Source organism: Streptomyces sp. NPDC051563, from assembly GCF_044454225.1.
GTDB lineage: Bacteria > Actinomycetota > Actinomycetes > Streptomycetales > Streptomycetaceae > Streptomyces.
On sequence record NZ_JBITDL010000002.1, the window covers coordinates 129,985 to 150,100 of the forward strand.

A 20,116-nucleotide genomic window follows, 5' to 3' on the forward strand; every position below is an offset into this window, starting at 1 on the left:
GACCGCCCCCGGCTTGGGTCGAGGGGACTTCGTTGTGGGGCTGCGGCCGAGTGTCTGGGTCATGAAGTGGGACAGCCCGTCCTCCTGGGACCGGGGGGTGGCCTGGCTGCTGCGGCCGGCCCCCCGGTCCTGGCGTTTCGTGGGCCTGGTGATCCTGCTGTCGGTGGCGGTCTCGGCGAGCCTGCGGGAGAACTGGGGCTCCGACAACGCCTTCGTGGTCAAGGCGGCCGACGCCCTGCTCTCCGGGGTCTCCCCGTACGAGGACAAGCGGTTCCTCTACCTGCCCAGCGCCGTGATCATGGCGATCCCCGAGGCCCTGCTGCCGGCGCCGCTGCTGCGCTGCGTGCTGCCGCTGGGGATGACCGGGCTCGTGGGCCTCGGCTGGTGGGCCTCGCTGCGGCTGTTCTCCGTACCGGTACGCTCGCGGCTCGCGGTCGGCGGTTTCGCGCTGTTCGCGCTGGCGTACAAGCCGTACATCAACCTCGTGCAGATCGCGAACTGGACGGCCATCTCCGCCGCCGCCCTGCCGGTGGCGCTGCTGCTGGCGCACCGCAAGCACTGGGCCGCGGCCGGGCTGGTGGTGGGCCTGGCCATCGCGTGCAAGCCGATGCTGGTGCCGGTCGGGCTGCTCTTCCTGCTGGCGCGGCAGTGGCGGGGGCTGGCGCTGGCGGTGGGGGTGCCCGTGGGGCTCTCGCTGGCGGGGGCGCTGATGATGCCGCACCCGATGTTGTTCTTCACCAAGACCCTGCCGTTCCTGCTGCAGGGCCAGGATTCCTACGCACTGCCCTGGGACGCCTCGCCGATCGCGGCGCTGCCGCGGCTGGGGGTGCCCGCCGGGGTGGCCGTGACGCTGGCCTTCGCGGGGGCCGGGTGCGGACTGTGGGCGACCTGGCGGCGGTGGCGCCGGCCGGTCGAGGCGGACGGCGACGCGGGCGAGCTGCGGCTGGTGGAGACGGCCTGCATGGTGATGCTCGCCGCATTCCTGGTCTCGCGGCCCTCCTTCGACCACTACCTGATCGTGGTGCTCCCGCTGCTGCTGGCCTCGGGGGTGCGGCCGGGCTCGATGCCGCGCTCGCCCTGGTTCTGGGTGGCCCTGGTGCCCCAGACCGCGGGCATTCCGTGGCCCTCGGAGTTCGAGGCCAAAAGGCGGGCATTCCGGGACATGGTGACCCTGTGCTCCCTCGCGGGTCTGCTGGCGCGTCGGGCACTGCGTCCGATCCGGGTTACTCTGGAACCCGTAACAACTACGGGGTCCCCACCCAGGACCGAACCGGAGTGCGCCGCGAAGCCCGTCGAGACGGGATCGCGGACCGCGTTTTGACCCTTCCAGGTCTTCAGGGGTACCCTGCTGGTTCGTTATGCGTATTGGCTTTCTCATTCTCACGTGAATTTGCCTTGCGCCGGTCCACCGGGCCGATGACCAGCGGTACACACGGGTTGCGTCTCCGATGTGAACCAGGGCTGTCGTGATCGTCCGTGGTGACCCATGTCAGGACCCGTCCCTCGGGCTCACCCCCCGGGGATGACCCACCACTGAAGAAGCGAAGGCATACGCGTGCGTACGTTCAGCCCCAAGCCCGGCGACATCTCGCGCCAGTGGCACGTCATCGACGCCCAGGATGTTGTCCTCGGCCGTCTGGCGACCCAGGCCGCTACCCTCCTGCGGGGTAAGCACAAGCCGACTTACGCCCCCCACATGGACATGGGCGACTTCGTCATCATCATCAACGCCGACAAGGTTCACCTGTCCGGCAACAAGGCGACCCAGAAGATGGCGTACCGCCACTCCGGCTTCCCGGGTGGTCTGCGTTCGGTCCGCTACGACGACCTCCTGGCGAACAACCCGGAGAAGGCCGTCGAGAAGGCCATCAAGGGCATGATCCCCAAGAACACCCTGGGCCGTCAGATGCTCTCGAAGCTGAAGGTCTACTCGGGCGATGTGCACCCCCACGCTGCCCAGCAGCCGGTGCCGTTCGAGATCACCCAGGTCGCGCAGTAGTTCCGGCCACCACACCCCCTAAGACAAGAAACTTCTGAGGAGCATCGTGGCCGAGACCACCGCCGAGACCGTCGTCGAAGAGTTCGAGGGCAACGTCGAGGAATACACCACCGAGACCGCGGACGTAGTCGAGGGTGACTACACGTCCGAGTCCCTTGCCGGCCGCTTCGGCGACCCCCAGCCGGCCGCCGGCCTGGGCCGTCGCAAGAACGCCATCGCCCGCGTCCGGATCGTTCCGGGCACCGGCAAGTGGAAGATCAACGGTCGCACCCTTGAGGACTACTTCCCCAACAAGGTGCACCAGCAGGAAGTCAACGAGCCGTTCAAGCTGCTCGAGCTCGACAACCGCTACGACGTCATCGCCCGCATCTCGGGTGGCGGCGTGTCCGGCCAGGCCGGCGCCCTGCGCCTCGGTGTGGCCCGTGCGCTGAACGAGGCGGACGTGGACAACAACCGCCCGGCGCTGAAGAAGGCCGGCTTCCTCTCCCGCGACGACCGTGCGGTCGAGCGCAAGAAGGCCGGTCTCAAGAAGGCCCGTAAGGCTCCGCAGTACAGCAAGCGTTAATTTCGCCTGCTGTTCAGCACGAATCCGCCCCGGCAGCACTCTGTGTGCTGCCGGGGCGGTTCGTTTACCGCCAAAAGCGGCAAAATAACTTGCACAACTGGTCATAGCGAAGTGTGAACTCGGGAGGACAACAGTGGGACGACTCTTCGGGACGGACGGTGTACGAGGCGTCGCCAACGCGGATCTGACGGCCGAGCTCGCGCTCGGTCTCTCCGTGGCGGCCGCGCACGTACTGGCCGAGGCGGGCACCTTCGCGGGCCATCGGGCCACCGCCGTCGTCGGCCGGGACCCCCGGGCCTCGGGTGAGTTCCTGGAGGCCGCAGTCGTCGCGGGCCTCGCGAGCGCGGGCGTGGACGTCCTGCGCGTCGGTGTGCTGCCCACCCCGGCGGTGGCGTATCTCACCGGTGCGCTGGGCGCCGACCTCGGCGTCATGCTCTCGGCCAGCCACAACGCCATGCCCGACAACGGCATCAAGTTCTTCGCGCGCGGCGGTCACAAGCTCGCCGACGAGCTGGAGGACCGGATCGAGGCGGTCTACGAGGACCACCGCACCGGTGCTCCGTGGGACCGCCCGACCGGCGCCGGCGTCGGTCGCGTCTCCGACTACACCGAGGGCTTCGACAAGTACGTCGCCCACCTCATGGGCGTCCTGCCGAACCGCCTCGACGGCCTCAAGGTGGTCCTGGACGAGGCGCACGGCGCGGCGGCCTACGTCTCGCCCGAGGCCTTCACCCGGGCCGGCGCGGAGATCGTCACCATCGGTGCCGAGCCCGACGGCCTGAACATCAACGACGGCTGCGGCTCCACCCACCTCGGTCTGCTCAAGCAGGCCGTCGTCGAGCACGGGGCCGACCTCGGCATCGCGCACGACGGGGACGCCGACCGCTGCCTCGCCGTGGACGCCAACGGCGAGGAGGTCGACGGGGACCAGATCCTCGCGGTGCTCGCGCTGGCGATGCGCGAGGCCGGGCACCTGCGCGAGGACACCGTCGTCGCCACCGTGATGTCGAACCTGGGCTTCAAGCTGGCCATGGAGGCCGAGGGCATCAACGTCGTGCAGACCGGCGTCGGCGACCGGTACGTCCTGGAGTCGATGAAGGAGCACGGGTACGCGCTGGGCGGCGAGCAGTCCGGCCACGTGATCATCCTCGACCACGCGACCACCGGCGACGGCACCCTGACCGGCCTGATGCTGGCGGCCCGGATCGCGGCCACCGGCAAGTCCATGGCCGAGCTGACCGGGATCATGACGCGGCTGCCGCAGGTGCTGGTCAACGTCCCCGACGTGGACAAGTCGCGGGTCACCACCTCGGGCGAGCTGGCCGCGGCCGTCGCCGAAGCGGAGCGGGAGCTCGGTACGACCGGGCGCGTGCTGCTGCGTTCCTCGGGCACCGAGCCCCTGGTCCGCGTGATGGTGGAGGCCGCCGACATCGAGCAGGCCCGCTCGGTCGCCGGCCGCCTCGCGGACGTGGTGAAGTCGGCGCTCGGCTAGAGCCCGCCCGACCGTCGGGGGGGGGGGGGGGGGGGGGGGGGGCGGGGCGCGCCGGGGGGGGCGGGGGGCGCCCCGGGGCGGGGGCGGGGGCGCGCCCGCGGGGGGGGGGGGTTGGTGTCGCGCCCCGGCTCTCCGGGGCCCGGGGGCTGTGCGGGGCCCCCCGCCCCCCCCCCCCGGGGGCGGGGGCCCCCCCCCCACGACGTGTGACGGGGGCTCAGGCCTTGGCCGGCGTCCGGCGCCGCCAGCGGCCCCGCTGGGTGCGCCACAGGAGCTTTTGGGCGAGCAGGGTCAGGACGCCGGCCAGCATGATGCCGAAGAGGTTCAGCAGCAGCTGCTGAACCGAGCCCCACATCTGGCCGAACTCCCCGTAGGCGAGCGCCACGGCCGCGTTGGCGCCCGCCGGGACCGTGGTCACCGAGATCGCGACGCCGACCAGCGCGCCGGACTTCGCCGAGGTCAGGGAGAGCACCCCGGCCACGCCGGCGAGCACCGCCACGACGAACGAGAACAGGTCCGGCTGCCAGATGAAGCTGGTGTTCGGCCGGGGCTTGTCCAGCATGCCGTGGTGGAAGAGGCCGAGCGCGTCCATGGCCAGGGTGAACACGGTGGTCGCGGCCATCGCGGCGGCGAAGCCCACCAGCAGGGCGGTCAGCGAGCGGGCGGCCAGCCGGGGGGTGCGCTGCACCAGGCCCGTGCAGACCCCGGCGAGCGGGCCGAACTCCGGGCCGACGGCCATCGCGCCCACGATGAGGATCGCGTTGTCGAGGACCACGCCGCAGGCCGCGATCATCGTCGCGACGATCATGAAGGCGCTGTAGGTGATGCTGAGGGTGGACTCCTCGTGGGTCGCCTCGCTCAACTGCTCCCACAGGACGGCGTCGGCCGCCTCGCCCGGGGCCTCCTCCTCGGCCCGGTCGGCGCGGTCGGAGAGGGACAGGTCGATGTTCTCGACCGCGATCGAGCCGTCCTTCTCGATGCCGAGCGCGCGGAGCTCGTTCAGGAGCTCGTCACCCGCCTCGCGCGCGACGTCGCACAGGACGATGTCGCCCGCCGGGATGCGGGCGGCGCCGGGCAGCACGGCCAGATGGGTGGTCCCGACCGTCCTCTCGACGATCCGGACCACGGCGTCGGTCCGGTCCGACGGAATGATCATCCGTAGATGCAGCATGGCCGCACCCTAGCCTCCGGCGGCCTCCGGTTTCCCGTGGCGTGGCGGCTCAGAGCTTGCGCAGACTCAGCTTCTGCACCTTGTGGTCCGGGCCCTTGCGGACGACGAGGGTGGCGCGGCCGCGGGTCGGAGCCACGTTCTCCAGCAGGTTGGGCTTGTTGATGGTGCGCCACATCGTCTGCGCGTACTCCAGCGCCTCCTCCTCCGACACCTGCGTGTACTTGCGGAAGTAGGAGAAGGGGTTCTGGAACGCCGTCTCGCGCAGCTTGCGGAACCGGTTGAGGTACCAGCGCTCGATGTCCTCGGGGCGGGCGTCCACGTACACGCTGAAGTCGAAGTAGTCGGCGAGACCCACCCGGGTGCGGCCGTCCTTGCCCGGCATGGCGGGCTGCAGGACGTTGAGCCCCTCGACGATCAGGATGTCGGGACGGCGCACGACGAGCCGCTCGTCGGGGACGATGTCGTAGATCAGGTGGGAGTAGACCGGGGCCGTGACCTCGTCCTTGCCCGCCTTGATGTCGGCGACGAAGCGGGTCAGCGCGCGGCGGTCGTAGGACTCGGGGAAGCCCTTGCGGGCGGTCAGGCCGCGGCGCTCCAGCTCCTTCATCGGGTACAGGAAGCCGTCGGTGGTGACCAGCTCCACGCGCGGGTGCTCCGGCCAGCGGGCCAGCAGCGCCTGGAGGAGACGGGCCACGGTGGACTTGCCCACGGCGACCGAGCCGGCGACCCCTATGACGAAGGGGGTGCCCGTCTGGGCGCCGTGGCCGTTGCCGGCGTCGCCGAGGAAGGTGTTGAGGGTGCCGCGCAGGTTGCTGGTGGCGCCGACGTACAGGTTCAGCAGGCGCGAGAGCGGCAGGTAGACGTCGCGTACCTCGTCGAGGTCGATGACGTCGCCCAGTCCGCGCAGCCGCTCGACCTCGTCGGCCGTCAGCGGGAGCGGGGTGCGCTCGCGCAGGGCGCTCCACTCGGCACGGGTGAGGTCCACGTAGGGGGAGGCCTCGTGGCCCCGGCGGCGCGTGGGGTGCGCGGCGTGCTCGGGGCGCGGGGCGTGCTCCGGATGCACGGCGTGCTCCGGGTGCGCGGCGTGCTCGGGGTGCGCGGGCTGCGGGGCGTGCTCGGGCTGCGTCGGGTGCTCCGGTCCGTCGGGGCGCTCCGTTGCGCGGTCCGGCGTGCTTCGTGGCGGCGAAGAGATCACACGGCCATTGTCACGGGTCACGGGCCGCCGTGGGTGGTGTGGTCGGTCACGTGGACCCGGGTCCTATGTCCCGAGCCGGGTGGGTTGTGCGCGGGGCGGTATCGATCGGAGGGCCGTGAGGTCTCGTGGGCATCACGATGCGTGGGGCGCGCACATATCGGTGGAGCACGGGCACGGGGGCCCCGTACGGTGGTGATCACGGCGGCTCCGGCCGCCGTGAACCGTAGATCATTTCCTGTGGGGGGAACACCACCGTGCGCACCGCATTCTTCCGCCGTACCGTCCTGTCCGCCTCGGCCGTGTCGCTGGCACTGCTCGCCACGGCCTGCGGCGGCTCCTCCGGCACGGCCGACGGGAAGTCCGACGCGAAGCCCGACACCAAGCCCGCCACCTCCGCCCCGGCGGCCGCGGGCGCCAAGGGCAAGACGGCCGCCGAGCTCGCGCCGCTGCTCGTGGCCCAGGCCGACCTGCCCGACCACGTCCTCAAGCCGGCCACCGACGAGGAGATCAAGGCCGGCACGGACCTCGCCAGCGACGTCGCCGCGTGCCTCCCGCTGGTCCAGGCGCAGTCGATGGCCCCGGTCGGCGCCCCCGCGGGAACCGCGCGGATCAAGGGCGTGGCCAAGCCGAAGCAGGACGCGGACCCGGACGCGAGCGAGGCGGAGAAGGCGAAGGCGGGGCTGAACGCCCTCGGGTCGACCGTCACGGCCGTCGCCCTGTCCTCGTACGACGGCAAGGGCGCGGAGGAGGCCTTCGCCTCCCTCAAGAGCGCGGGCACGACCTGCGCGGGCGGGTTCGGGATCCGGACGGGCGGGGACGCGGGCAAGATCAGCAAGGTCTCCCCGGCCGCCCCGGTGACCGCGGGGGACGAGGCGCTCGCCTACACCCTCGAACTGGACGACTCGGGGGACAAGGCCACGACGGAGCTCGTGGTCGTGCGCAAGGGCAGCTCCCTCGTCACCTTCTCCGCCATCAGCCTGGCCGGTACCGCCGAGCAGCCGAAGGCCGTCGTCGCGGCGCAGGTCAAGAAGCTCGGCTGACCACCCGTTCGAACACGCGTCACCCCCGCCCCACCCTCGCCCCACCCCCGCCCCGGCTCATTCGCCGGGGCGGGTTTTTTCGTCCGGTTCAGGTACCGGGCGCCGAGCCAACTACGGCGTACCCTGCGGCTTATGTGCGGAATCGTGGGTTACGTGGGAGCGCAGTCGGCGCTCGATGTGGTCATTGCCGGACTCAAGCGGCTGGAGTACCGCGGCTACGACTCGGCGGGTGTCGCCGTGCTCGCCGACGGGGAACTCGCCGCCGTCAAGAAGGCCGGCAAGCTGGTCAATCTGGAGAAGGAGCTGGTCGGGCACCCGCTGCCGGCCGGTTCCACGGGGCTCGGACACACCCGGTGGGCCACCCATGGCGGGCCCACCGACGTCAACGCCCACCCGCACCTCGACAATTCGGGGCGCGTGGCCGTCGTGCACAACGGGATCATCGAGAACTTCGCCGCGCTGCGGGCCGAGCTCGCCGAGCGCGGGCACCGGCTGGAGTCCGAGACGGACACCGAGGTCGTGGCCCACCTGCTGGCCGAGCGGTTCGAGGCCGCGGGGGACCTGGCGGAGGCCATGCGGCAGGTGTGCCGGCGTCTCGACGGGGCCTTCACCCTGGTCGCCGTGCACGCCGACCAGCCGGACGTGGTGGTCGGCGCGCGCCGCAACTCGCCGCTCGTGGTGGGCGTCGGAGAGGGCGAGAACTTCCTCGCGTCCGACGTGGCCGCCTTCATCGCCCACACCCGCTCCGCGATCGAACTGGGGCAGGACCAGGTCGTGGAGCTGCGCCGCGACGGGGTCACGGTGACCGACTTCGACGGCTCGCCCGCGAACGTACGGGCGTACCACGTGGACTGGGACGCCTCCGCGGCCGAGAAGGGGGGCTACGACTACTTCATGCTCAAGGAGATCGCCGAGCAGCCGAAGGCCGTCGCCGACACCCTCCTGGGCCGGATCGACGCGAACGGCCTGCTGACCCTCGACGAGGTGCGCATCCCCGACTCGGTGCTGCGCGAGGTCGACAAGGTCGTGATCGTGGCCTGCGGCACGGCGTACCACGCGGGCATGATCGCGAAGCTGGCCATCGAGCACTGGACGCGCATCCCCTGCGAGACGGAGCTGGCCAGCGAGTTCCGCTACCGCGACCCGATCCTGGACCAGCGGACGCTGGTGATCGCGATCTCGCAGTCCGGCGAGACGATGGACACCCTGATGGCGCTGCGCCACGCCCGCGAGCAGGGCGCCAAGGTGCTGGCCATCTGCAACACGAACGGCTCGACGATCCCGCGCGAGTCCGACGCCGTCCTGTACACGCACGCCGGGCCCGAGGTGGCCGTCGCCTCGACGAAGGCCTTCCTGACGCAGCTCGTGGCCTGCTACCTGGTCGCCCTCTACCTCGGGCAGGTCCGGGGCACGAAGTGGGGCGACGAGATCCGGTCCGTGATCCGGGAGCTGTCGGACATCGCCGCGGCGGTGGACACCGTCCTGGAGACCATGGAACCGGTACGGGAGCTGGCGCGCTCGCTCGCCGACAAGAACACCGTGCTGTTCCTGGGGCGCCACGTCGGCTACCCGGTGGCGCTGGAGGGCGCGCTCAAGCTCAAGGAGCTGGCGTACATGCACGCCGAGGGCTTCGCGGCGGGCGAGCTCAAGCACGGGCCGATCGCGCTCATCGAGAAGGACCTGCCGGTGGTGGTCGTCGTACCGTCGCCGCGCGGACGCTCGGTGCTGCACGACAAGATCGTGTCCAACATCCAGGAGATCCGGGCGCGCGGGGCGCGGACCATCGTGATCGCCGAGGAGGGGGACGAGGCGGTGGTCCCGTACGCCGACCACCTCATCCGCATCCCGGCCACCCCGACGCTGCTCCAGCCGCTCGTGGCCACGGTGCCGCTGCAGGTGTTCGCCTGCGAGCTGGCGACGGCGCGCGGCAACGAGGTGGACCAGCCGCGCAACCTCGCCAAGTCGGTGACCGTGGAGTGAGCGCGGCGAGCGGATCAGGTCGCCGACAATTGAGCACAGTGGTGACCGTGGAGTAGCTGGCTGGGCTGGAGCTGTTGTTGTGATTATCGGCGTCGGTATCGATGTGGCGGAGATCGAGCGGTTCGGTGCCGCACTGGAGCGCACGCCCGGCCTGGCCGGGCGTCTGTTCGTCGACGCGGAGCTGACCCTGCCGGGCGGCGAGCGGCGCGGGACCGCCTCGCTCGCCGCCCGGTTCGCCGCCAAGGAGGCGCTCGCCAAGGCGCTCGGCGCGCCCGCCGGGCTGCTGTGGACGGACGCCGAGGTGTACGTCGAGGCCAGCGGACAGCCGCGGCTGCGGGTGTCCGGAACGGTGGAGGCGCGGGCGCTGGCCCTGGGCGTGCGGTCCTGGCACATCTCGCTCAGCCACGACGCGGGCATCGCCTCCGCCGTGGTCATCGCCGAGGGATAGCCACCTTCTTCGGGCAGGCTGGTGCCATGCGTACTGCTTACAGCGTGGAGACCGTACGGGCCGCCGAGCGCGAGCTGATGGCCCGGCTGCCCGAAGGCACCCTGATGCAGCGGGCGGCGGCCGGACTGGCCGCCGTCTGCGTGCGGCTGCTGCCCCGCGTGTACGGGTCCCGGGTACTGCTGCTGGTCGGCCCGGGGGACAACGGCGGCGACACCCTCTACGCGGGCGCGAAGCTGGCCCGGCGCGGGGCCGGGGTGACGGCCGTCGCGATGGACCCGGACCGGGTGCACGCGGGCGGACTTGCCGCCCTGCGGGCCGCCGGCGGGCGCCTCGCCGCAGCCGTGCCCGACCGCGCCGACCTGGTGCTCGACGGGCTGGTCGGGATCGGCGGCCGGGGCGCGCTGCGGCCGGCCGCCGCCGCGCTGGTGGAGCGGATCCCGGCGGGCGCGGTGGTCGTCGCGGTGGACCTGCCGAGCGGGGTGGACGCGGACACCGGGGAAGTGGCCGGAGCCGCCGTGACGGCGGACGTGACGGTGACCTTCGGGGCGTACAAGCCGGGCCTGCTGATCGACCCGGGGGCCTCGCGGGCGGGCGTCCTGCACCTGGTGGACATCGGGCTGACCTTCGGGCCCCCCGAGGCGGAGGCCCTGCAGCACGCCGACGTGGCCGCGCTGCTGCCGGAGCCGACGGCGGCCAGCGACAAGTACCGGCGCGGCGTCCTCGGGATCGTCGCCGGGTCCTCGCGCTACCCGGGCGCGGCGGTGCTCGCGGTGGCGGGGGCGCTGCGGGGCGGCGCGGGCGCGGTGCGCTACGTGGGGCCGCCGGCGGTGGCCGACGCCGTACTGGCCCGGTACCCGGAGACGCTGATCGGGACCGGCCGGGTGCAGGCCTGGGTGGTCGGGCCGGGACTGGGCGACGAGGGCGGGCCGGAGGTGCGGGAGGCGCTGGCGCAGCCGGTACCGGTGCTCGTGGACGCGGACGGGCTGCGCGGGCTGGACCCCGGGGAGCTGCGGGCCCGGGCGGCCCCGACCCTGCTGACCCCGCACGCGGGGGAGGCGGCGGCGCTGCTGGGGCTCGCGCGGGAGACGGTCGAGGCGGGGCGGCTGGAGGCCGTACGGGCGCTCGCGGAGCGGTACGGGGCGGTGGCGCTGCTCAAGGGGTCGACGACCCTGATCGCCCCGGCCGGGCCCGGGCCGCTCCGGGTGAACCCGACCGGGACCCCGTGGCTGGCCACCGCCGGGAGCGGGGACGTGCTGTCCGGGCTGGCGGGGTCCCTGCTGGCGTCCGGGCTGCCGGCCCTGGACGCCGGGTCGGTGGCCGCCTACCTCCACGGCCTGTCGGCCCGCCTCACCGGAGGCCCCCTCCTGGCCCACCAGGTGGCCGAAGGCCTGCCCCGGGCGTGGCGGGAGGTCACCCGCGGCTAGGCCGTGGGCAGTCCGGTGCGGCGCCGTTGCCGGGGGCGCCGCCCCCGGGCCCCCGCGCCTCAAACGCCGGCGGGGCTGGATTTGGCCGGCGGCCGGCCTGGACGTGCGGGCAGGTTCCGGCGCAGCCGCCCCGGCTGACCGGCCCGCCGGGGGTGGGCGCCTGTTCGGCCCGGTGGGCGGGGCTCTGAGAGACTGTGGGGGATGAACGAGACAGCCGCGCGCGTGTACGCCGAGATCGATCTTGACGCCGTCCGGGCGAATGTACGGGCCCTGCGCGAGCGGGCGCCCCGTTCCGCACTGATGGCCGTCGTCAAGGCGGACGCCTACGGGCACGGGGCCGTGGCCTGCGCCCGGGCCGCACAGGAGGCCGGAGCGGGCTGGCTGGGGACCGCCACGCCCGAGGAGGCCCTCGCGCTGCGCGCCGCCGGGCTCGAAGGGCCCGTCCTGTGCTGGCTGTGGACCCCCGGCGGGCCGTGGCGGGAGGCCGTCGAGGCCGGTATCGACGTGTCCGTCAGCGCGCTGTGGGCCCTGGACGAGGTACGGGAGGCCGCCCGCGCCGCCGGACTGACGGCCAGGATCCAGCTCAAGGCCGACACGGGCCTGGGCCGCAACGGCTGCCAGCCCGCCGACTGGGAGGCCCTGGTGACCGCGGCCGTCGCCGCACAGTCCGAGGGGACCGTCCGCATCACCGGAGTCTGGTCGCACTTCGCCTGCGCCGACGAGCCGGGTCATCCGTCCATCCAGCTCCAGCTGACCGCCTTCCGCGACATGCTCGCGTACGCGGAGAAGGAGGGAGTCGAGCCCGAGGTCCGGCACATCGCCAACTCGCCGGCCACGCTCACCCTCCCCGAGTCCCACTTCGACCTGGTCCGCTGCGGCATCGCCGTCTACGGGGTCTCGCCCGCGCCCGAGCTCGGCACCTCCGCCCAGCTCGGACTGCGGCCCGCGATGGCCCTCAAGGCCTCCGTGGCCCTGGTCAAGACGGTCCCGGCCGGGCACGGCGTCAGCTACGGCCACCACTACGTCACCGAGGGCGAGACCAGCCTCGCGCTGATCCCGGCGGGCTACGCCGACGGCGTCCCGCGGCAGGCATCCGGGGCCGGCCCGGTGCTCGTCGGCGGCCGCATCCGCACCGTCGCCGGACGCGTCGCCATGGACCAGTTCGTCGTCGACCTGGAGGGCGGCCACGCCCGCGTCGGCGACGAGGCGGTCCTCTTCGGGGACGCGGAGCGCGGCGAACCCACCGCCGAGGACTGGGCTCGAGCGGCGCACACGATCGCGTATGAGATCGTCACCCGTATCGGGGTCCGGGTCCCCCGCGTGTACCTCAACGGCTGAGTGAGCGAGGCGGCGTGAGTGAGAACTGGCGCAAGGCGGGCTGGGCCGGCGCCGCCATCGGCGTGATAGCCGCCGGTGCGGCGGCCGGGGTCGCGGTCGAACGGATCACCGTCGGCCGCGGCATGCGGATGAAGGCGCGCCTCGCGCTCGACGCGACCGGGGACTACGGATCCCTGCGCGGCACCCCCGGCACCGCCCGGGCCGAGGACGGCACCGCCCTCTACTACGAGGTCGACGAGCTGCCCGAGGAGACCAAGCGCCGCCGGCTGCGCCGCAAGGCCCCGGCCCGCCCGACCGTGGTGTTCTGCCACGGCTACTGCCTCGCGCAGGACTCCTGGCACTTCCAGCGCGCCGCCCTGCGCGGTCTGGTCCGCGCCGTCTACTGGGACCAGCGCAGCCACGGCCGCAGCGCGCGCGGCCTGGCGCAGGCCGCCGGCGAGCCCGTCACCTTCGAACAGCTCGGCCGCGACCTGAAGGCCGTCATCGACGCCGCCGCACCCGAGGGCCCGCTGATCCTGGTCGGTCACTCGATGGGCGGAATGACCATCATGGGACTGGCCCAGGAGTTCCCCGATCTGATCCGGGACCGGGTGGCCGGGGTGGCGCTGGTCGGCACCTCCAGCGGCCGGCTGGACGAGGTCACGTACGGGCTGCCCTCGCTGGGCTTCTCGACGGTACGGAAGCTGCTGCCCGGGGTGCTCAAGGCCCTCGGCACCCAGGTGGAGCTGGTGGAGAAGGGCCGGCGGGCCACCGCCGACCTGTTCGCCGGCATGGTGAAGATGTACTCCTTCGCCTCGCGCGACGTGGACCCGGCCGTGGCCCGCTTCGCCGAGCGGCTCATCGAGGCCACGCCCATCGACGTGGTCGCCGAGTTCTACCCGGCCTTCCAGGCGCACGACAAGACGGCCGCGCTCCAGCGGCTCGCGGACATCCCCGTCACCGTCATCGCCGGGGACGGCGACATGGTCACCCCGCCCGACCACAGCCTGGCCATCAAGGAGGCGCTGCCCTCCGCGGAGCTGGTCGTCCTGGAGTCCGCCGGGCACCTGATGATGCTGGAGCGGCCGGACACCGTGACCCGGCTGCTCATCGAGCTGCTCGCGCGCACCGGGACGGTGCCCGCAGCGGCTAACGTTGGCGGGCATGGAAGAAGTACCTGAGACGCACACGCACGTCACCGTCGGCTCGCCCGACGCCATGCAGGACCTCGGACGCCGGATCGCCGGGCTGCTGCGCCCCGGCGACCTCGTGCTGCTGACCGGGGAGCTCGGCGCCGGGAAGACCACCCTGACCCGCGGCCTCGGCGAGGGGCTGGGCGTGCGCGGGGCCGTGACCTCGCCGACCTTCGTGATCGCCCGGGTCCACCCCTCGCTGACCGGCGGTCCGGCGCTGGTGCACGTGGACGCGTACCGGCTCGGCGGCGGGCTCGACGAGATGGAGGACCTGGACCTCGACGTCTCGCTGCCCGAGTCCGTCGTCGTCGTGGAGTGGGGCGACGGCAAGGTCGAGGAGCTGTCCGACGACCGCCTGCACGTGCTGATCCGCCGGGCGGTGGGCCACGAGGAGGTCCTGGACGACGTCCGCGAGGTCACGGTCCGCGGGATCGGTGCCCGCTGGTCGGCCGGGGCGGGTCTGGAGAGCCTCGCGGGCGTGCTGTCGGAGTAGCCCGCGGCGGGAAACGTTCCGACAAGTCGTCGGGAAGATATTGCGCGGGCGGCGGGGCGCGTGGTCACATGGTACAGAGGGCTGGTTAGGCGTACCTAAGTACGGGCTGGCCCCGGCCAGGAGGCAGCCATGTCGGCAACAGGAGCAGCGGGCGTCCCCCGTCCGTCCGCGGTGTCCGCGGTGTCCGCGGTGTCGATGAGGGCGCTGCTCGCCGCGGGCGCCGCCGCCAGCGCCGTGTCGACCCCGCCCGCGCGCGAACACGCCCCGGAGCCCGGTCCCGTACCGGACGGGGCGCAGGGTGCGCAGGAAGACGAACAGGCCGCCCCGGAGTCCGAAGCGGCCTGAAGCGGTCCGGAGAGGGCCCCGAACCGGGCGAGGGTCCCGGTGGCGCAGTCCCCGTACGAGTGAACTTGGCGTGTCGGAGCCGGTCGGTCGCGAGGACCTCCCGGCCGACCGGGCCGGGCCGGGTCAGGGAACGACGACGACCTTCGAGCCGATCGTCGCGAATGCCCACATCGCGTCCCCGTCGGCGCGCAGCATGCGGACGCCGCCGGTCTTCTTGGCCGGGTCGGGCGCCGGCAGGGTGTTGTCCACCCGGGCGCTGAAGCCGACCGTGACGCCCTGCGGACTCGCGAACCGGACGACGTGCTCGATCGGCACCCCGTCCGAGCCGGTCACCGCGCCCGTGCGGCCGCCCACCGTGTAGCTGCCCGGCGCCGGATGCACCGTGCTCGGCACCACCGCGAAGGACTTGGGCTCCCCGGTGGGTCCCACCAGCCACACGCGCTTGGCGCTCAGCGAGTACACGACCCGCACCCCGGTGCCGGATCCGGCCGGCAGGGCCACCGGCTTCGCCGGGTCCGTCTTGGCCGGAGCGGAGTCGCTGGGCGCGGGCACCGGGCTCTGGGCGACGGCCTTCGGCGGGAGCGCGGGAGCGGAGGCGGACGCCTGGTAGCCGAGGAAACCGACGACGGCGAGCGCCCCGACGGTGAGCCCGGCCACGATTCCCGAGCTGCTGCGTGCCACCTTGCTCCACCTCTCCGCATGGTCAGTCGATGCCAGTCCGGTGCCGGGCGGACGATCACACCCCGACACCTGGTCCGAAGGTAGCAGCAGGGGTGCCCGCAGACCGGCCGCAAAGGCCGGGGGCCCCGGAGTCGTAGGCTGTTCGCGTGCTCTTGCTCGCTGTAGATACCGCCACGCCCGCCGTCACCGTCGCCCTGCACGACGGCGAGTCCGTCCTCGCCGAGTCGAACCAGGTCGACGCCCGCCGCCACGGGGAGCTCCTGCTGCCCTCCGTGGACAAGGTCCTCACCGAGGCGGGGGTGAAGCTCGAAGCCGTCACCGGCATCGTCGTCGGGGTCGGCCCCGGCCCCTACACCGGACTGCGCGTCGGCCTCGTGACCGCGTCCACCTTCGCCTCCGTCCTCGGCGTGCCCGTCCACGGGCTGTGCACCCTCGACGGCCTGGCCTACGCGGCCGGCGCGGCCGGGATCGAGGGCCCCTTCGTCGTGGCCACCGACGCCCGCCGCAAGGAGGTCTACTGGGCGCGCTACGAGGACCCCCGCACCCGGTCCGGCGAGCCCGCGGTGGACCGGCCGGCCGACATCGCCGAGCGCGTCGCCGGACTGCCCGCCGTCGGTCAGGGGGCGCAGCTCTACCCGGAGGTCTTCACCGACGCCCGGGCCCCCGAGCACCAGAGCGCCGCCGCGCTGGCCGCCCTGGCCGCACACCGGCTGGCGGCGGGGGAGGCGTTCGAGAACGCCGACGGGATGCCGCCCGTCCCGCTCTACCTGCGCCGGCCCGACGCCGAGGTGCCCAAGAACTACAAGGTGGTCACCCCGCAGTGACAGCCACCTCAGCCGTCGTCCTGCGCGAGATGCGCTGGTGGGACATCGAGCCCGTGCTGGAGCTGGAGCACGAGCTGTTCCCCGAGGACGCCTGGTCGGCCGGGATGTTCTGGTCCGAGCTCGCCCACGCCCGCGGCCCCGGCGCCACGCGCCGCTACGTGGTGGCGGAGGAGGCGGGCCGGCTGGTCGGCTACGCCGGGCTGGCCGCCGCCGGTGACCTGGCCGACGTACAGACCATCGCCGCGGCCCGCGACCAGTGGGGCACCGGGCTCGGTGCCCGGCTGCTGACCGAGCTGCTGCGCGCCGCCACCGCGTTCGAGTGCGCCGAGGTGCTGTTGGAGGTGAGGGTCGACAACGTCCGGGCCCAGAAGCTCTACGCGCGCTTCGGCTTCGAGCCGATCGGCTTCCGGCGCGGCTACTACCAGCCGGGCAACGTGGACGCCCTCGTGATGCGTCGCGTGTCCGATCCGGCGGTGCCCGTGGAGCACGCGGACCCCGCGGACGCCGCAGACCAAGCAGACCCCGATTCCGCACTCCCCGACTCCGTACCCCTGCAAGGTGAGACGACCCATGGCTGACGAACCGCTCGTCCTCGGCATCGAGACCTCCTGCGACGAGACCGGCGTCGGCGTCGTCCGCGGCACCACGCTGCTCGCGGACGCCATCGCGTCGAGCGTCGACGAGCACGCCCGCTTCGGCGGGGTCGTGCCCGAGGTGGCCTCCCGCGCGCACCTGGAGGCGATGGTCCCCACCATCGAGCGCGCCCTGAAGGAGGCCGGGGTCAGCGCCCGCGACCTCGACGGCATCGCCGTCACCGCCGGCCCCGGCCTCGCGGGAGCCCTGCTCGTGGGCGTCTCCGCCGCCAAGGCCTACGCGTACGCACTGGGCAAGCCGCTGTACGGGGTGAACCACCTGGCCTCGCACATCTGCGTCGACCAGCTGGAGCACGGGCCGCTGCCCGAGCCGACGATGGCGCTGCTGGTCTCCGGCGGGCACTCCTCGCTGCTGCTGGCCCCCGACATCACCTCCGACGTACGGCCGCTCGGCGCGACCATCGACGACGCGGCGGGCGAGGCCTTCGACAAGATCGCGCGCGTCCTGCAGCTGGGCTTCCCCGGCGGCCCGGTCATCGACCGGCTCGCGCGCGAGGGGGACCCGAAGGCGATCAACTTCCCGCGCGGGCTGACGGGTCCGCGCGACGCCCCGTACGACTTCTCCTTCTCCGGGCTCAAGACCTCGGTCGCCCGCTGGATCGAGGCGAAGCGCAAGGCGGGCGAGGACGTGCCGGTGCGCGACGTGGCGGCCTCCTTCCAGGAGGCCGTGGTGGACGTCCTGACGCGCAAGGCGATCCGCGCGTGCAAGGACGAGGGCGTCGACCACCTGATGATCGGCGGCGGGGTCGCGGCCAACTCCCGGCTGCGCTCGCTCGCCCAGGAGCGGTGCGACGACGCGGGGATCATCCTGCGGGTGCCGCGGCCGAAGCTGTGCACGGACAACGGCGCGATGGTGGCGGCGCTGGGCGCGGAGATGGTCAAGCGGAACAGGGCCCCCTCGGACTGGGACCTGTCGGCGGACTCCTCGCTGCCGGTGACCGACCCGCACGTTCCCGGCCATTCCCACGGCCATTCCCCCGAGGACGGCGAGGGCCACGGGCACGCCCACGGCCACGGCCGTGCGCACGACCACGATCACGTGCACGAGCTGAGCAAGGACAACCTGTACTCGTGAGCACCATCGCGCTGATGTGGGAGGCCCGCTCCGTGCCAGGACGGGCCAACGAGCTGCTGGAGTGGGCCCGTTCGCAGATCCTGGCCCAAGACCCGCTGCGGCGCGAGGTGTTCAGCGCCCCGCAGGACCGGGTGCTCGTCATCACCTGGTGGGAGACCGACGGGGGGATCGGCGCCGATCTGCCGGAACTGCCGGAGCCCGCGGCCGACTTGATCACGCGGGCGGTCCACCGCTGGCGCTTCGAATCGGTGGAGGTCGGCGAGCCGGGCGGAAGCTGAGCCTCCGCCCGGCGGTCCTCCGGCCGCACTGGCGTGCGGATATGGTCAGGCGCATGCCCCGCCGTGACCTGCCGCCGCCGCCCCCTCCCGCGCACCTGCGCGCCTGGCTCGACGCGAATGCCGTACGGGCCGACCGTGCGCGTTTCCTGGAGGAGCTCGGGCGGCGCAGTCTGGGCTTGGGCCGGCTCCTGCTCCTCTGGGCGGTCTCGGGGGTCTTCGCCCTGGGCTGGTCCTTCGTCGGGATGGCCCTGATGGCCATCGAGACGCACGACCCGTTCGCGTACCTCTTCGGCCTGATCTTCGCCGTGCTCGGCGTGGGCGTGCTGATACCGGCCGGGTTCTGGTTCGCCTGGGGCGCCAAGCGGGACCGGCAGGTGCGCCGGCTGCTGTGCGCCTGGGCGGAGCTGGACCGCGACCCGCCCGTGGACGCCGCCGTACGGGCACCCGGGCGCAGCCTGGTCTGGCTGCTGTCCTCCTTCGCCCTGGGCGGGCTCGGACTCTGGGTGACCTTCGGCTCGGCGGCTTCGGCCCGGCCCGGCGACGACACCTACGGGGAGGTCGCCTACACCATGGGCCTCGGCATGATCCTGTGGATCACCGCCCTGCTGGGCCTGGGCAAGGCGGGCGCGCACTACCGGTGGGCGATCCGGGTCTTCGGAGGAGCCGGCCGGGGCCCCGAGGGGCCGTCAGGGGCGGCCGGCCGGTGAGCCGATCAGCATCGAGGGGGCTCCCGCGACCCGGGTCAGGAACACCGTGGCGGAGTTCGGCCCCTGCGGCTTGACCTTCTTGCGCAGTTCCTCGGGCTCGATGGCGGAACCGCGCTTCTTCACCGTGAGGATGCCGACCCCGCGCTCGCGCAGCAGCGCCTTGAGCTTCTTCAGCCCGAACGGCAGCACGTCGGTGATCTCGTACGAGGTCGCGTACGGGGTCTCGTGCAGCTCGTCGGCGGTGATGTACGCGATGGTCGGGTCGATCAGCCGGCCCCCCAGCTGCTCGGCCACCTCGGCCACGAGGTGGGCCCGGATCACGGCGCCGTCGGGCTCGTAGAGGTAGCGGCCGACGGGACCGGCCTCCGGGTCGGGCAGCGGATCGGCGGTCGCCAGCGCCCGCGGGCCGGGCAGCAGGGTGGCGCGGATCTCGCCGGGGGCCGTCCCGAACCACAGCACGGCCTCCTTCACATCGCCCTGGTCGGAGATCCACTCGGCCTGGGCCTCGGCGGGCACCGCCTCGTGCGGGATCCCGGGGGCGATCTTGATGGCGGCGATCTTCGCGGAGCGGGCGGTGGCGATCGCCCAGGACAGCGGCGGCGAATAGGACTCCGGGTCGAAGATCCGGCCCCGGCCGCCCCGGCGGGCCGGGTCGATGAAGACGGCGTCGTAGCCCGCGGTGTCGACCTCCGTCACATCGGCCTCCCGGACCTCGATCAGGTCCGCCAGCCCCAGCGCCGCGGCATTGGCGCGCGCCACGGCGACGGTCAGCGGATCGTGGTCCACCGCCAGCACGCGGATGCCGAGCCGGGCCAGCGCGAGGGCGTCGCCGCCGATGCCGCAGCAGAGGTCCGCGAGGCTGCGTACGCCCAGGGCGGCCAGCCGCTCGGCGCGGTAGGAGGCCACCGAGGCGCGCGTGGCCATCTCCCCGCCGCCGGGGGTGAAGTACATCCGGCCGGCGTCCTCGGCCCCGAACTTCGCGGCGGCCCGCTGGCGCAGCCGGGCCTGTCCCAGGGCCGCGGAGACCAGTGCGGCGGGGTGGTCGCGGCGCAGCCGGGTGGCGACGGCGAGCTCCTGGGCGGGGTCGTAGTCGCGGAGCGAGTCGAGGAGGGCGTGGCCCTCGGGGGCGAGGAGCGCGGCGAAGTCTTCGGGGGTCACGGGTCCATTGTCGGCCACGGTGGGCCACTCGGAGGAAGGTCGGATTCCCCTCGCGGTGTCGCCCGCGGCGCGTGCGTGAGG

Annotated in this window: 21 protein-coding genes; 17 read left to right on the top strand and 4 right to left on the bottom strand. The window is 73.2% G+C overall.

Annotation, left to right across the window (positions count from 1 at the left end):
* The first annotated feature begins 61 nt into the window (after window positions 1–61).
* The 4 genes from ACIA8F_RS02850 to glmM all read left to right on the top strand — a co-directional run bounded on the left by ACIA8F_RS02850 (window position 62) and on the right by glmM (window position 4,056).
* Window positions 62–1,321 (top strand): glycosyltransferase family 87 protein, encoded by a 1,260-nt coding sequence (locus ACIA8F_RS02850; RefSeq protein WP_399376355.1) that lies wholly within the window; start codon window positions 62–64, stop codon window positions 1,319–1,321.
* Between the two features lie 234 nt (window positions 1,322–1,555).
* Complete coding sequence (rplM, locus tag ACIA8F_RS02855) at window positions 1,556–1,999, top strand: 50S ribosomal protein L13 (RefSeq protein WP_112447734.1); 444 nt, start codon at window positions 1,556–1,558, stop codon at window positions 1,997–1,999.
* Between the two features lie 46 nt (window positions 2,000–2,045).
* Entirely contained in the window at window positions 2,046–2,564 is a 519-nt protein-coding gene (rpsI, locus tag ACIA8F_RS02860; protein WP_250751473.1) for a 30S ribosomal protein S9, read from the top strand.
* 133 nt (window positions 2,565–2,697) lie between these two features.
* Window positions 2,698–4,056 (top strand): phosphoglucosamine mutase, encoded by a 1,359-nt coding sequence (glmM, locus tag ACIA8F_RS02865; protein ID WP_399376356.1) that lies wholly within the window; start codon window positions 2,698–2,700, stop codon window positions 4,054–4,056.
* A 214-nt stretch (window positions 4,057–4,270) separates the two neighbouring features.
* On the opposite strand, the gene ACIA8F_RS02870 is transcribed toward glmM, so the two are convergent.
* The gene (locus ACIA8F_RS02870; protein WP_399376358.1) at window positions 4,271–5,224 is read right to left on the bottom strand and encodes a DUF389 domain-containing protein; all 954 of its coding nucleotides are present in this window, start codon (window positions 5,222–5,224) and stop codon (window positions 4,271–4,273) included.
* 49 nt (window positions 5,225–5,273) lie between these two features.
* Window positions 5,274–6,287: a type I pantothenate kinase gene (gene coaA / locus ACIA8F_RS02875; RefSeq protein WP_399376622.1), complete on the bottom strand. Its 1,014-nt coding sequence runs from the start codon at window positions 6,285–6,287 to the stop codon at window positions 5,274–5,276.
* 386 nt (window positions 6,288–6,673) lie between these two features.
* Here coaA and ACIA8F_RS02880 point away from each other — a divergent pair, with 386 nt between their 5' ends.
* The 8 genes from ACIA8F_RS02880 to ACIA8F_RS02915 all read left to right on the top strand — a co-directional run bounded on the left by ACIA8F_RS02880 (window position 6,674) and on the right by ACIA8F_RS02915 (window position 14,659).
* Window positions 6,674–7,459 carry a hypothetical protein gene (locus ACIA8F_RS02880; RefSeq protein ID WP_399376359.1) on the top strand — a complete coding sequence of 262 codons (786 nt, stop codon included), beginning with the start codon at window positions 6,674–6,676 and terminating at the stop codon, window positions 7,457–7,459.
* Between the two features lie 132 nt (window positions 7,460–7,591).
* On the top strand, window positions 7,592–9,439 hold the full coding sequence (gene glmS, locus ACIA8F_RS02885; RefSeq protein ID WP_399376360.1) for a glutamine--fructose-6-phosphate transaminase (isomerizing): 1,848 nt from the start codon (window positions 7,592–7,594) through the stop codon (window positions 9,437–9,439).
* A 79-nt stretch (window positions 9,440–9,518) separates the two neighbouring features.
* Entirely contained in the window at window positions 9,519–9,887 is a 369-nt protein-coding gene (locus ACIA8F_RS02890) for a holo-ACP synthase (protein ID WP_399376361.1), read from the top strand.
* 26 nt (window positions 9,888–9,913) lie between these two features.
* A complete protein-coding gene (locus tag ACIA8F_RS02895) occupies window positions 9,914–11,311 on the top strand; it encodes an NAD(P)H-hydrate dehydratase (protein WP_399376362.1) in 1,398 nt (465 codons plus the stop codon).
* Window positions 11,312–11,512: 201 nt separating this feature from the next.
* Window positions 11,513–12,649: an alanine racemase gene (gene alr, locus ACIA8F_RS02900; protein ID WP_399376363.1), complete on the top strand. Its 1,137-nt coding sequence runs from the start codon at window positions 11,513–11,515 to the stop codon at window positions 12,647–12,649.
* Window positions 12,650–12,663: 14 nt separating this feature from the next.
* A complete protein-coding gene (locus tag ACIA8F_RS02905; RefSeq protein ID WP_399376364.1) occupies window positions 12,664–13,809 on the top strand; it encodes an alpha/beta fold hydrolase in 1,146 nt (381 codons plus the stop codon).
* Window positions 13,793–14,314: a tRNA (adenosine(37)-N6)-threonylcarbamoyltransferase complex ATPase subunit type 1 TsaE gene (gene tsaE, locus ACIA8F_RS02910; protein ID WP_399376365.1), complete on the top strand. Its 522-nt coding sequence runs from the start codon at window positions 13,793–13,795 to the stop codon at window positions 14,312–14,314. The genes ACIA8F_RS02905 and tsaE overlap by 17 nt, the downstream gene beginning before the upstream one ends.
* A gap of 129 nt (window positions 14,315–14,443) precedes the next feature.
* Window positions 14,444–14,659, top strand: coding sequence for a hypothetical protein (locus tag ACIA8F_RS02915; protein ID WP_399376366.1), 216 nt, complete (start codon window positions 14,444–14,446; stop codon window positions 14,657–14,659).
* A gap of 123 nt (window positions 14,660–14,782) precedes the next feature.
* On the opposite strand, the gene ACIA8F_RS02920 is transcribed toward ACIA8F_RS02915, so the two are convergent.
* Window positions 14,783–15,340: a hypothetical protein gene (locus tag ACIA8F_RS02920; protein ID WP_399376367.1), complete on the bottom strand. Its 558-nt coding sequence runs from the start codon at window positions 15,338–15,340 to the stop codon at window positions 14,783–14,785.
* 146 nt (window positions 15,341–15,486) lie between these two features.
* Between ACIA8F_RS02920 and tsaB the strand changes: the two genes are divergently transcribed.
* Genes tsaB through ACIA8F_RS02945 form a run of 5 tightly spaced genes read left to right on the top strand, consistent with a single transcriptional unit; the run spans window position 15,487 to window position 18,877 of the window.
* A complete protein-coding gene (gene tsaB, locus ACIA8F_RS02925; protein ID WP_399376368.1) occupies window positions 15,487–16,164 on the top strand; it encodes a tRNA (adenosine(37)-N6)-threonylcarbamoyltransferase complex dimerization subunit type 1 TsaB in 678 nt (225 codons plus the stop codon).
* Window positions 16,165–16,193: 29 nt separating this feature from the next.
* Complete coding sequence (gene rimI / locus ACIA8F_RS02930; RefSeq protein ID WP_399376623.1) at window positions 16,194–16,742, top strand: ribosomal protein S18-alanine N-acetyltransferase; 549 nt, start codon at window positions 16,194–16,196, stop codon at window positions 16,740–16,742.
* Window positions 16,735–17,892, top strand: coding sequence for a tRNA (adenosine(37)-N6)-threonylcarbamoyltransferase complex transferase subunit TsaD (gene tsaD, locus ACIA8F_RS02935; protein WP_399376369.1), 1,158 nt, complete (start codon window positions 16,735–16,737; stop codon window positions 17,890–17,892). The genes rimI and tsaD overlap by 8 nt, the downstream gene beginning before the upstream one ends.
* On the top strand, window positions 17,889–18,170 hold the full coding sequence (locus ACIA8F_RS02940; RefSeq protein ID WP_399376370.1) for a hypothetical protein: 282 nt from the start codon (window positions 17,889–17,891) through the stop codon (window positions 18,168–18,170). The genes tsaD and ACIA8F_RS02940 overlap by 4 nt, the downstream gene beginning before the upstream one ends.
* A gap of 53 nt (window positions 18,171–18,223) precedes the next feature.
* Entirely contained in the window at window positions 18,224–18,877 is a 654-nt protein-coding gene (locus ACIA8F_RS02945) for a hypothetical protein (protein ID WP_399376371.1), read from the top strand.
* Here ACIA8F_RS02945 and ACIA8F_RS02950 read toward each other — a convergent pair.
* On the bottom strand, window positions 18,857–20,053 hold the full coding sequence (locus tag ACIA8F_RS02950; RefSeq protein WP_399376372.1) for a methyltransferase domain-containing protein: 1,197 nt from the start codon (window positions 20,051–20,053) through the stop codon (window positions 18,857–18,859). The two genes, ACIA8F_RS02945 and ACIA8F_RS02950, sit on opposite strands and share 21 nt — an antisense overlap.
* Window positions 20,054–20,116: the final 63 nt, after the last annotated feature.

Excerpts from the sequence above, each read along its gene's own strand:
- ACIA8F_RS02850 (WP_399376355.1), top strand. The coding sequence starts at position 62 with ATGAAGTGGGACAGCCCGTCCTCCTGGGACCGGGGGGTGGCCTGGCTG.
- ACIA8F_RS02870 (WP_399376358.1), bottom strand. The coding sequence starts at position 5,224 with ATGCTGCATCTACGGATGATCATTCCGTCGGACCGGACCGACGCCGTG.
- glmS (WP_399376360.1), top strand. The coding sequence starts at position 7,592 with ATGTGCGGAATCGTGGGTTACGTGGGAGCGCAGTCGGCGCTCGATGTG.
- ACIA8F_RS02895 (WP_399376362.1), top strand. The coding sequence starts at position 9,914 with ATGCGTACTGCTTACAGCGTGGAGACCGTACGGGCCGCCGAGCGCGAG.
- alr (WP_399376363.1), top strand. The coding sequence starts at position 11,513 with ATGAACGAGACAGCCGCGCGCGTGTACGCCGAGATCGATCTTGACGCC.
- tsaE (WP_399376365.1), top strand. The coding sequence starts at position 13,793 with ATGGAAGAAGTACCTGAGACGCACACGCACGTCACCGTCGGCTCGCCC.
- ACIA8F_RS02915 (WP_399376366.1), top strand. The coding sequence starts at position 14,444 with ATGTCGGCAACAGGAGCAGCGGGCGTCCCCCGTCCGTCCGCGGTGTCC.
- rimI (WP_399376623.1), top strand. The coding sequence starts at position 16,194 with ATGCGCTGGTGGGACATCGAGCCCGTGCTGGAGCTGGAGCACGAGCTG.
- tsaD (WP_399376369.1), top strand. The coding sequence starts at position 16,735 with ATGGCTGACGAACCGCTCGTCCTCGGCATCGAGACCTCCTGCGACGAG.
- ACIA8F_RS02945 (WP_399376371.1), top strand. The coding sequence starts at position 18,224 with ATGCCCCGCCGTGACCTGCCGCCGCCGCCCCCTCCCGCGCACCTGCGC.